This window comes from Halomicrococcus gelatinilyticus (genome assembly GCA_024227995.1).
Lineage (GTDB): Archaea > Halobacteriota > Halobacteria > Halobacteriales > Haladaptataceae > Halomicrococcus > Halomicrococcus gelatinilyticus.
This window is the reverse complement of record CP100465.1, coordinates 13,817-24,910: the sequence shown is the minus strand read 5'-3', so window position 1 is coordinate 24,910 and position 11,094 is coordinate 13,817. Positions and strand designations below refer to the sequence as shown.

Genomic DNA, 11,094 nt, shown 5'->3' with positions numbered 1-11,094 from the left:
GCGCTCGGGGAAGTGGATGGTCGACCACCCGGTGACGGCGAGTGAGACGCTTCCCTATCGCGGTCAGGACTGAGCGTGCTACACGGCCAATTCATCAGCGCATCCTAGTGATACCAAATCGTGGTCGAGGAGACATCTGCAGTCTCTGCGACCTCCGACTACGTGAGTAGTTAGTCGGCCTCGCGTCCAGCCCAATACAGGCAGGAAACAGCGAACCTGCCGGTTGGATACCCACTGTAACAGCGGTCGATTCTGACTCCATTGCTAACACAAAATTCACGTAGGCCAACATTTAACGCAAATTGATTGAATGTGGCGTATGGCCCTCCACTCGCGCCGGGAATTTCTTACCGCGACCGGAACGGTCGGTGTCGCGTCGCTTGCAGGCTGTGCGACGAACCGGTTCGGTCTTCTCGGAGAGGACTGGCCGAAGACCGCGGACGGCACGACCGAGCCGTTACCTGACGAACCTGCTGGTTGGCCCCAGTACGGCCGAAACCCTCGCCACACCGGCTTCGCGCGGGCGACCAGACTTGACGACCCGAGTGAGGAATGGACGTTCACTCTCACGGGAGGGATGGTGCCACCGGTTGTCGTCGGCAATCGGGTCATCGTCCATGGCAGGGGGACGTCGAAGTCAGAGGGGAGCGATGGATCCGCTGGTAGCGCGGTGTTCTCACTCCGGACGGACGACGGGAGCCAGGAGTGGCGGCGCGACTTGCCAAGTAGAGGGTGGGGGTTCTCGGGGTGTCCGCCGATCGTCTATCGCGGCTCGGTGTATGTCGGTGGGAACGGGATATATGCACTCAGCGCGCGGGACGGACGGCCGCGGTGGCGACACGAGACGAACGATTCAGTCAACGATGCCGCGGTCGGCTATCAGAACACGGTCGTCGCCTCCACCGGCGATGACCTACTGGCGTTCGACGAGCGCGGGCACACTCGGTGGGCCTACCATACTGGCGCCGACCGTGCCTCTCGCTCTCCACCGACTGCTGGCGGTGGCTACGTTCTCTACACGACCGGCATCATCGAGACCGTCGTCGCAATCGACCCACGGGTGGGCAATACGGAGTGGGTGTACCAGGCCGACAGCAGTTTCGGAACGCCGACCGTGGCGGATGGGTCGGCGTATATCCCGAGTCTCGACAGGCTCCATGCCGTCGACGTCGCGACCGGTGACGGCCGCTGGACGACCGAAGTGACCGCGGCGTCCGGCGTCGCAACTGACAGTAGCCGACTGTTCGTCACTACTGCGGCAGGTGATCTCGTCGCCTATGCGACGAGGGATGGAACCGAGCAGTGGCGCAGGAACCTCGCTGCCGGTGAAAGCGTGAATCTCGGAACGCGTCCGCTCGTGACGGAGCGGTCGGTCATCGTGACGACGGAGAAATCCCAGTTGGACGAGCGAGTGACGACCTACGCTGTCGACCGTCGAACCGGCGAGACGCGGTGGACCGTTGACCAACCGGGGAATATCAGTTTCGACGCCATTGCTGCCGATGGACGGCTCTACGTGCCCGTCTCCTGGAGTTCCGACGCCGGTGGCGGGACTCTCGTCGTGCTGTCAGACTGACTAACCCTCCATTCCTGCGAGACGGGCGGACGACAGTTCCACAAACGCAGTGAGCGGGACGCCAGTGAGCAAGAATACGGGAGGCGGCAGCGGCGAGCGGGCCCTCATGCAGCACTGAACAGTGTCCCGGCTGACGCAATCGCGCTGGTCACACCGGCGTCGTGAGTGACGACAGCGCGCTACGACCGAATCTGTTCAGCACGAATGGTCTCGGTCAATCGTCCGGTCCATGGGTCGCCATGGCCCGGCAGTAGGACGACGTCGCCAAGTGATTCGAAGCGATCGAGGGATGCTCGTGCTTGCGCATGGTCGACGTTCAGCCAGGGTGGCAGGAGTTGCGGGCGATTGCCCTGCCACGTTTCGAAGTCGACCGTGGCCAGTGCATCGCCACAGAGGAGTGCATCACGGTCGGGAAGATAGAACGCAACGTCGCCCTCGGTGTGACCGGGCACGTGGATCACCCGTGGGTGCCCCGGGACGTCGAGTTCGTCCCCATCGGCCACTGTTTCGACTGCTGTCACGGGGGGAATCGACGTTCCGTCTGACTGGACGACTTCGACGAAATACCGCAGGACGGCCGGCCGCCAGAGGTTCTTCACGAGTCCGCCGAGCGGCGGGTCACCCCCGGCTCGCGCACGTCGTCGGCCGGCCGCATGCAGCCAGACCGGAATATCTTCGAACTCACGGAGTCGTTCGGCAAATCCGATGTGGTCGGGGTGGGCGTGGGTCAGCAGGCAGGCGTCGACGTTCGCGAGTTCGTAGCCCAGTGCATCGAGACGGTCGAGCAACTGCTGCCAGTGGGTTGGAAAGCCCGTGTCGACGACGGTGAGTGCGTCGTCCTCCTCGATGAGGTACCAGTTGACGCGGTCGCTGCCGCATCGATAGACGCCGTCAGCGATTTCGAACGCTGTGTCGGTGATTGCCATGGTTCGTCCCCCTCCGGTGGCGTCCATTGCAACACCGACGCCGGAGACTGCACGTATTCGACGCAGCGGACGCCGCTAGACACTTCGCGCAGCAGTGTGTTAAAAGATGGCGCGCACGGTTCGGGCCGGCTCGTCACCGGGGTGTGAGTCCGACGCCCTCGGCGAGGAGTTCGTGGGACCGGAGCGCGTCGTCGTGGTCGGCAACGACGTGCTGGATCATCACCTCCTCGACGTCGACGCGCTCGGTGAGTTGCTCGAAGAGACCAGCGAGCGTGTCGGGGCTCCCGGACATCGCCCGCGGCCACTCTCCGGAATCGAGTGTCGCAGGTGTCGGCTCGGGGACCCCACCGAGTTCGTCGATGGCCGCCTCGACGGACGAGGGTGCCCCGACGACGCCACGTTGCATCCGCTTGTACGACGCCTCGGCGACGGCGCGTTGTCGCGCCGCCGCGTCGTCGGTCTCTGCACAGACGGCGTTCACCGCAAGCATCCCCTGCGGGTCTTCGATTCCGCCGGCCAACCGTGACGGCTGGAAGTGCTCGCGGTACGTCTCGAACGCGTCTGGCGCGAACTGCGGCCGGATGAACGCCGCGAAACAGTAGGGTAACCCGAGTTCGCCCGCGATGGTGGCACTGGAGGGGCTCGACCCGAGCACCCACGGTCTGGGTTCGTCCTCGCCGGAGCGAGGAATGTGCAGGTCGCTGTACGCGTGAGTGGCAGGGTAATCGTCGTAGAGGTGGTTCACGACCGCCTCTATCTTCTCGGCGTGGTCTTCGTCTGGATTTTCGACGCGCCGTTCCGTCCCAAGAGCCTGGTCGGCAGCCGGCGAGCCGTTCGCCCGCCCGAGCCCTGCGTCGATCCGCCCTGGCGCGAGCGCGTCCAGCGCGCCGAACTCTTCGGCGACTTTGAACGGGCTGTAGTGGTTGAGCAACACCGCCCCTGACCCGAGGCGAATCGACTCGGTTTCGGCGGCGAGATGGCCGAGCAAGACTTCAGGCGTCGTGCCGGCGATGGTGTCCGCCATCCCGTGGTGTTCGGCCACCCAGAATCTCGAGTAGCCGAGGCGTTCAGCCTGTTGCGCGAGCTCGATCGTGTTCGCGTAGGCATCGGTCGCGGTGCCGTCGTCAGGCACAGGAGAGAGGTCGACGACAGAGAGGTCCATGTCCGGCCTCGGGGTCTGCCAGCTATAACGGTTGGGCTACCAGCAGTCCATCGCCAGTGCGTTCGAGCTGGATGAGTACTCACGTAACACGTGGGACAATAGGGGCAGGCGTCTATCCATGACCATCGTCAGCGCGAGCGGGCCGTTACGAGTGCTGAGTTCCCCGTGAGCGACACAAACGAGAGCCGATGAGACGTAGTCTCGGGTGGCCACGAGATGCCGAGGGCTTTCGCTTGTCGTGTGCAACCTCGCGCAGACCGTAGCCTCATCAATTGTCGGTTAGCGTCAAGTCCACGAGGAATGAGGGTCGGTTACTCGCTTTCGAGTGCCGCATAGATGTCCGCGTGGCGGCGTCCGTCAAGCTTCCCCATCTCGAGGGCGATCTTGTGGCGTTCCTCGTCGGTCTCGGCTGCCTGATACCGCTCGTACAGTTGACGGACTTCTTCGTCGGCCGCCGCCGAGGAATCGGTACTGGACGCCATTTCTACTCTGAACGTACTCAGTGGATTCGCTTAGCAGTTGCGACGAGCGCACGCTCTGAGGTAGACGACCGCCGTTTCTGTGTCGACTGCGGCCTCGTCTGTCGCGAATCGGTGCAAAAGGGCACGTACTTCGTCGCCGTAGTCGAACGTGTAGCCGTTCAGCATATAGAAGACGACCACCGTTCGGAGCGCTGTTCGCTTGTTCCCGTCGACGAACGGATGTTCCGCAACGAGGAGTCGGATGAGATGCACCGCTTTTTCGTGAATCGTTTGCGGTACCTCGCCGTAGAACCCTTCCGAGACGTAGTGTAGCGCGGAGTCAATTGGCTTCGCCGATCGAACTCCTGGTTCTGTCGCGTCGCCTTCCGCAACGACCTGCTCGGACGAGCATGTACAGGACGAGGTCGGCGGAGGGATAGACGACGTCGTCAGTCACACACGCACTTCTCTCACGCCGCTCAATAATCGTTTCTGGTGAGCGTGTTGTACTGGTCCGCACACACCAATTTTGAATGGACAGCGGCGAGGTGACGCGTAACACTCCCCGAGGTATGCTGCCTTCGGCCCAGCCAGACTTGCCGATCGAAACTTCTGCCCTCTAGTGCGTCGTAGTCACTGTCACCGTCACGGATGCTTGTCAGTTCCTACATTAGTTCTCGTATGGCTGTCTCTCCGTCTCGTCAACGGCATCGGTCTCTTCACCGATATCGATCGGTTCTAGGTCTTCGGCGATGACCGGATCGACGACGGTGAGCCAGTCGAGACGGTCGTCGAGTCGTTTGAGGCCGGTGTCGTGCGTCCAGAGTTCGGTCACGTCGTGGCGGTGCATCGCTGCGAGGACGGTCGCATCACGGCCGCCGATACCGGTGTTGGCGTGGTCCTGGGGCAGTGCCGTTGCAGTGACGATGTCTTCCTGCGTGAGTTCGGCAACCTTGGTATCCTCGAGGTGGAGAAACCGGTCGATGGCGGTCTGGCTGTCGACAAGCTGCTTTTGCAGGTAGTGGACGACTTCCATCTGCAGGACGGTCGTCGTAAACAGGGTTGGGTCTCGAGGAGGTCCGAGACAGGCTGGCTCACGGCAGCGTGTTCGTCGAGTTCGGAGTCAAGATAGTAGATCCAGATGTTGGCGTCGAGACACACCATTCGTTAGGACGAGTTCGGGAGGTCGGAGGTCCAATCGGCTTTCAGTTCTTCGGGATCGGTGGGCGTGGCGGACTCACGCCGGTTCTCCTCGGTGATACAACCGTCCATGGTGGCAATGAACTCGTCGCGGGAGATCTGGGGCCGGATCACGACTGCCCCGTCCTCGATCTCGATATCGACGCGTTCACCGGCCTCGATGTTGAGACGCTCTCGAATCGATTTTGGAATCGTGACGCGTCCCTTGGTATCGATACGGAGGGCGTCAGCGTCTGAACTCATTGTTCCTCCTTCCCACGTTGGTGAGAACAGATAAAATTCTTCTCCGGATGATCGGTACAGTGGGGTACCCGTAGCTTGATACGGCGAGCGGGGCGGCCCGTCCGACCTCCAGTTAATCGCCCGGAGTCGTCGACCTCTCATCGCAGGGCATCGCGTCCAGCGTGATCGCGTGCTCAATAGAGAGGGTATGTTCATCACTTCGATTAGTTACGATATTGTAGGTAGATAGATATGCGAATCTCACGCTCTCAGTTCAGTACTTCTAGTCATGGAATGGCAATCGCTCGTCGTTGTTAGAGAGACGGGGTAGGCCAGCCAGCGGTAACTACACGTGGAAACCACGTGAGCTGAAAGGTAACTGCCTGACCGTGCCGTCTACTCCTTCTTCCTGCTATCGCTACAAAACCCCTCCGGTCCTCGGATATCGCGCAGATCGAGATGTTTGAGAAATATTGACCCATGAGTTACGTCTTCGATAGCAAACGACTTCTGCCCCAGTCCGTAATCGATACGCGCCCTGGGCCTTGTTTAGACGCGTGAGATCATGGGTGTGAGACGCTGACGGCTTGCTCGATGTTTCTGGCGGCGGCCTTTAGGACGAGTTCTCTGAACTGCCCAAACCACGTTCTAGCCCGTAAGGTCTCGTCAAACCGATGCTTCAATGCGAAGAAAATCGCTTCGATGACCGACCGGCGGTGATAGACATCTTGGTCGTGGCGAGCGTTGTGCGCCATATCGGGTGGGTAAAACTCCCGGTGTTTGATGACCGGGCGGACACCAGCGTCCCTGAGTTCCTGCCGTAGCGCGTCCCAGTCGTAGCTTTTGTCGGTGGTGACTGTTTCTAGCTGCCCGAAGTTTCTCCGGAGGACCTGCCGTCCAACCTGGGTGTCGTGTGGCTGTTTCATCGAGCAATGAACGTCGAGAATCGCCGTCGAATCGCAATCGACCAGCGCCGTCGTCTTGATATCGTCGAAGTTGTAGCCGACGCGAAGCACGTAGTGACGGCTCGCGTCGTGGCGTTTGAAGCCAGTCGCGTCGATTGCCTGCACCTTGCCGAAGTCGTGGAGCGACGCCGACGACCGCAGCAGGACGCGCCAGATTCGCATTTCGAGGTCCTGCTTCCGCGTGCACACGGTGGTGAAATCCGGCAGTTCGTCTACGGAAAGACCGAGTTTGGCAGTGATTCGAGGCACCTCCTGAAGTATATCGAGCAACCGCCGATACGGCTGGTCGAGGTACTCCCTGAGGCCGTGAATGGCGACGATCACCCAGTCAGCGTAGCCACCGTCACCCTTTCTGACAGTCGGTGCTGGCTCACCAGTGACAGCTTTTTTGGACAAATCGACACAACGGCTAGTGAAGCAGGCGAGTTGATAGGGCATACTCGACTCTTCCCGCTTCAATCACTCATATTCCTCGGCGACACCGCCTCTCGGTAGCGTCTAAACACGGCCCGCGCCCTGTATGCAGCAGGGCTTCTCAAACCTATCACTGAACGGGGATTTCAATAGGGCCAGAAGTACCTACTCAACATACGCCGAGTGGGTGTCAGATGGAGAGCAATTGTGGGTCAGTGGGCGTCGTCTACGCCAGTGCAGCCTCGGCACCGACGGCGATACAGGTCAGCGCGAGGCCGGCGAGCGCGACCGTCGTCCGGTCGCGGGATCCATCGAGGTCGTCTGAGTCGGGATCGAACCCATTGAGGCCGGTCAGAACGCTGAGCCCAACAGCGACCGCGGAGAGGCCGCCAGTGAGTGCCAGCGCGGTCCAGATTTCGAGTCCATGTTGTGCGACTTCTCGTGCAGCCGCCCCGGCGAGGAGGACGCCGGTTGCTATCGGTGCCGCGGCTGTTGCCTTGTTGGAGGGCATCAATCAATTGTTCTTGACGCGACTTTGAAAAGAGTGGCGATGCCGTTCCTCGGACAGAGGTCAGTACCTAGCGCTGCCCAATACTGTTTCAACAGGAAAGGAATCGAGCAATTGGGTTTCAACAGAGCCGAATTGCCTGAATCATACACCCATACTCACTGGCTAATTCATGGGCGTTGAGCCCGAACTCCCCCGCCAACAAACGTGTACACTACGGCTATATTCAGAAAGAACGGCCGTGATAGTGGGTGTACACTGCTGAATCTAGATACAAAATATTCGAGGGTAGATCAGAGACTAATGCAGGACCAGCTACTGGCCATTTCCCCAGGAGAGACGGTCTCTCTAACAGATTTAGAACGTCAGCCAAGCCCAGATAGCTACCGCCGAGAGACGCTTCGTCCCGACACGATAGCAAGCTGAAACCGAATTTTCCGGTACACTTCGGGTTTCGCTGGACAAATCGGCCGTTTCAGTCCCCGCAATTCGCTCAAAGGAGACTTCACCCCGTACTCCAAGAATCGCGGTCTACAAGCCTTCTCAACTCGCATATAGACGGATACGACACCACACCTTCAATCGGCACTCCAAACCGAAAACCGGCGAACACACCCATATTCTCCAGCCAAAACCGGCGTTTCACCACAAAAGAAACTGCAACCCCAGAAACCCTATACTGTACTTACAGGCCGTCTACTCCCAAATTGCGAAACCCCCGCCGCGTCGCACATAAATCCAGGCACCAAGAGCCAGTCCCAAATCGTACACCAGGTCACGAGGGGCATTCCTTCGGGCGAATTGCGAACTGTTACTGAATCCGCTTCCAGTGGGGACTGCGACGAGCGGCCTAGCAAGCCAGACAGCGTTCGAGAGGGTGTAAATCTGCACGGCGAAGTAGGTGTCAAGAATCTCCATCCCTAACCGAAACATCCTGCTAACTCGCTACTCATCGAGGGCGCGTCCTGGCCGCAGCGGGCGAAATCAGACGAGCAGCCGGTGTACCGACAGCGCGCGCAGGGGTCGAGCCTGCCGTTGTTCTCCACGCAGGTAGGGCACGCGCACTCGCGGCGGTCGGCAGCGAATCGTCGATCCTGACCGGCGGTGTCGCCGGGCTGTCGGTGGACTCGGGAAGCGCATCGGACAGGGGACATGACGACCGACCGAGAAACGTGACTGCGTTACGGAAGTGGGAAGAGAAAGCCCCGCCGTTCAGGGCGGGGAGGATGTCAACCGGAAAAAGACGTTCTCTACACAACTGATTCATCCGATCGCTACTGGCGACGCAGTGAGAGCGCCGGTCGGAACTTCGGATACGACGCCCAGACAGTCGTGTTCACGACCGAGCAAAAAGGCCGTACGGCCTTTCATCTGTGGTGGCGTAGGGTGACCAACGAGGATGACTTATGAGTGACCCAAGGGACACGCCTGATGACGAACATCCATCGGACAGCCACTCAAATCACGACGGACCCGTAGACGGTCACGATCCAGCGACCGGCGACCGTGAGGAACCGCGGGTAGAGGAATCGATGCTCGAGGAGGAGGCCGAAGACGCCGACGAAGCCGAACACGAGATCGAAGCTCGGCACGAACACGGCGATGGGGAATCCACCCACGACGGCCACGGCGACGGTGGCATGCACGAGGGACACGAGCAGATGTTCCGCCGGCGGTTCTTCGTCTCCACGCTGCTCTCGATACCGGTCCTCCTCTACAGCGAGACGCTTCAGGCGTGGCTCGGGTTCTCGGTCCCCGCGTTCCCCGGCAGCGAATGGATAAATCCGGTCTTCGCGGTCGTCGTCTTCGCCTACGGCGGCGTGCCGTTCCTCGAGATGGCGGTGCCCGAACTCGAAGATCGCACTCCGGGGATGATGACGCTCATCTCGATGGCGATCACCGTCGCGTTCGTCTACAGCCTGGCGAGCGTCGTCGTCCCGACGGCGTCGACGTTCTTCTGGGAGCTCGTGACGCTCATCGACATCATGCTCCTGGGGCACTGGATCGAGATGCGCTCGGTCCGCCGGGCGTCGAGCGCACTGGACGAACTGGCCAGACTCCTCCCCGACACCGCCGAACGCATCACCGACGACGGTGATACCGAAGAGGTTCCGGTGAGCGAGCTGTCCGAGGGGGACCTAGTGCTCGTCCACCCCGGTGCGAACGTGCCCGCGGACGGCGTCGTCGAGGAAGGCGATTCCGACGTCAACGAATCGATGATCACCGGCGAGTCGCGCCCGGTGTCGAAGGACCCGGGCGACGAGGTCATCGGCGGGACCATCAACGGCGACGGAAGCCTTCGCGTCCGCATCAGCGCGACGGGCGACGAGACGACGCTGGCGGGCATCATGCGCCTCGTCGAGGAAGCCCAGGAGAGCGAATCTCAAACGCAGCAGCTCGCCGACCGCGCGGCGGGCTGGCTCTTCTACGTCGCCCTCGTGGTGGCCGTCGTGACCGCGATCGCCTGGACCGTCGCCGTCTCGTTCGGCGCGACGGTCGTCGAACGGGTCGTGACCGTACTCGTGATCGCCTGCCCGCACGCGCTCGGCCTCGCCATCCCGCTCGTCGTCGCCATCAACACGTCGCTCGCGGCCCGGAACGGCATGCTGATCCGCGACCGGATCGCGATGGAACGGGCCCGGGAACTGGACACCATCGTCTTCGACAAGACGGGCACGCTCACCAGGGGCGAGCAGGGCGTCGTGGACGTCGCGACCGTCGGCGACGTCGACGAGGACGAGGCGCTGTCGCTCGCCGCCGCCGTCGAGGGCGATTCGGAACACATGATCGCACAGGCGGTCCACGAGGCCGCAGCGGACCGACAGATCGACGCCCCACGCGCCAGTGACTTCGAGGCGCTCAAGGGCCGTGGCGTGCGCGGCACCGTCGACGGCGACACGGTCCACGTCGGTGGGCCGAACCTCCTCTCGCATCTCGACGCGGACGTGCCGTCGGAACTGGCGACGTTCGCGGAACGCGCGGGAGCGAACGCACAGACAGTCGTCTACCTCGTTCGGGAGGGGACGCCCGTCGCCGCGTTCGCGCTCGCCGACGTCGTCCGCGAGGAGAGCTACCAGGTCGTCGACGCGCTCCACGAACTCGACGTCGAGGTGGCGATGCTCACCGGCGACAGTGAGGACGTCGCCCACGCCGTCGCCGACGAGCTGGGCATCGACACGGTCTTCGCCGAGGTGCTGCCGGGCGACAAGGACGAGAAGGTGACCGAACTCCAGGAACAGGGGAAGCTCGTGGGGATGGTCGGCGACGGCGTCAACGACGCACCGGCGCTGACCCGCGCCGACGTCGGCATCGCCATCGGCTCCGGAACGGACGTCGCCGTCCAGTCGGCCGACATCATCCTCGTCCAGAACAATCCGATGGACGTCGTCCGGCTCGTGAAACTGAGCACGGCGAGCTACCGGAAGATGCAGGAGAATCTCGCGTGGGCAGCCGGCTACAACGTGTTAGCGCTGCCGCTCGCCGCTGGCGTCCTCGCGCCGGTCGGAATCCTGCTCTCGCCCGCGGTCGGCGCCCTACTCATGTCGCTCAGTACGGTCATCGTCGCCATCAACGCGCAGTTCCTCCGCCGGGTCGACCTCGACCTTCCCAGTCTTCCCGGCGTCTCTCCCACTCCAGAGGCGCAGCCGGCAGGCTAACGCC

General features: G+C 61.9%; 10 protein-coding genes and 1 pseudogene. 2 read left to right on the top strand and 9 right to left on the bottom strand.

Annotated features, from left to right (window positions below):
* Positions 1-319: 319 nt before the first annotated feature.
* On the top strand, positions 320-1,576 hold the full coding sequence (locus NKT36_RS00125; protein WP_327051927.1) for an outer membrane protein assembly factor BamB family protein: 1,257 nt from the start codon (positions 320-322) through the stop codon (positions 1,574-1,576).
* Between the two features lie 179 nt (positions 1,577-1,755).
* Here the strand turns inward: NKT36_RS00125 and NKT36_RS00120 are convergent, their stop codons facing one another.
* From NKT36_RS00120 to NKT36_RS00080, 9 genes and pseudogenes are all read right to left on the bottom strand, one after another.
* On the bottom strand, positions 1,756-2,502 hold the full coding sequence (locus tag NKT36_RS00120; RefSeq protein ID WP_327051926.1) for an MBL fold metallo-hydrolase: 747 nt from the start codon (positions 2,500-2,502) through the stop codon (positions 1,756-1,758).
* 133 nt (positions 2,503-2,635) lie between these two features.
* Positions 2,636-3,664 carry an LLM class flavin-dependent oxidoreductase gene (locus NKT36_RS00115; RefSeq protein WP_327051925.1) on the bottom strand — a complete coding sequence of 343 codons (1,029 nt, stop codon included), beginning with the start codon at positions 3,662-3,664 and terminating at the stop codon, positions 2,636-2,638.
* A gap of 311 nt (positions 3,665-3,975) precedes the next feature.
* Positions 3,976-4,146: a hypothetical protein gene (locus NKT36_RS00110; protein WP_327051924.1), complete on the bottom strand. Its 171-nt coding sequence runs from the start codon at positions 4,144-4,146 to the stop codon at positions 3,976-3,978.
* Between the two features lie 30 nt (positions 4,147-4,176).
* Positions 4,177-4,582, bottom strand: a pseudogene (locus NKT36_RS00105) (type II toxin-antitoxin system death-on-curing family toxin).
* Positions 4,583-4,795: 213 nt separating this feature from the next.
* Positions 4,796-5,161 (bottom strand): hypothetical protein, encoded by a 366-nt coding sequence (locus NKT36_RS00100; protein WP_407652185.1) that lies wholly within the window; start codon positions 5,159-5,161, stop codon positions 4,796-4,798.
* Between the two features lie 131 nt (positions 5,162-5,292).
* A complete protein-coding gene (locus NKT36_RS00095; protein WP_327051923.1) occupies positions 5,293-5,568 on the bottom strand; it encodes an AbrB/MazE/SpoVT family DNA-binding domain-containing protein in 276 nt (91 codons plus the stop codon).
* Between the two features lie 542 nt (positions 5,569-6,110).
* Positions 6,111-6,950, bottom strand: a complete 840-nt coding sequence (locus NKT36_RS00090) for an IS5 family transposase (RefSeq protein ID WP_327051922.1) — start codon at positions 6,948-6,950, stop codon at positions 6,111-6,113.
* A gap of 202 nt (positions 6,951-7,152) precedes the next feature.
* Positions 7,153-7,437: a hypothetical protein gene (locus NKT36_RS00085; RefSeq protein WP_327051921.1), complete on the bottom strand. Its 285-nt coding sequence runs from the start codon at positions 7,435-7,437 to the stop codon at positions 7,153-7,155.
* A 1,454-nt stretch (positions 7,438-8,891) separates the two neighbouring features.
* Positions 8,892-9,089 carry a hypothetical protein gene (locus NKT36_RS00080; RefSeq protein WP_327051920.1) on the bottom strand — a complete coding sequence of 66 codons (198 nt, stop codon included), beginning with the start codon at positions 9,087-9,089 and terminating at the stop codon, positions 8,892-8,894.
* Here NKT36_RS00080 and NKT36_RS00075 point away from each other — a divergent pair.
* Positions 9,075-11,090, top strand: coding sequence for a copper-translocating P-type ATPase (locus tag NKT36_RS00075; RefSeq protein ID WP_327051919.1), 2,016 nt, complete (start codon positions 9,075-9,077; stop codon positions 11,088-11,090). The genes NKT36_RS00080 and NKT36_RS00075 overlap by 15 nt on opposite strands.
* Positions 11,091-11,094 lie beyond the last annotated feature (4 nt).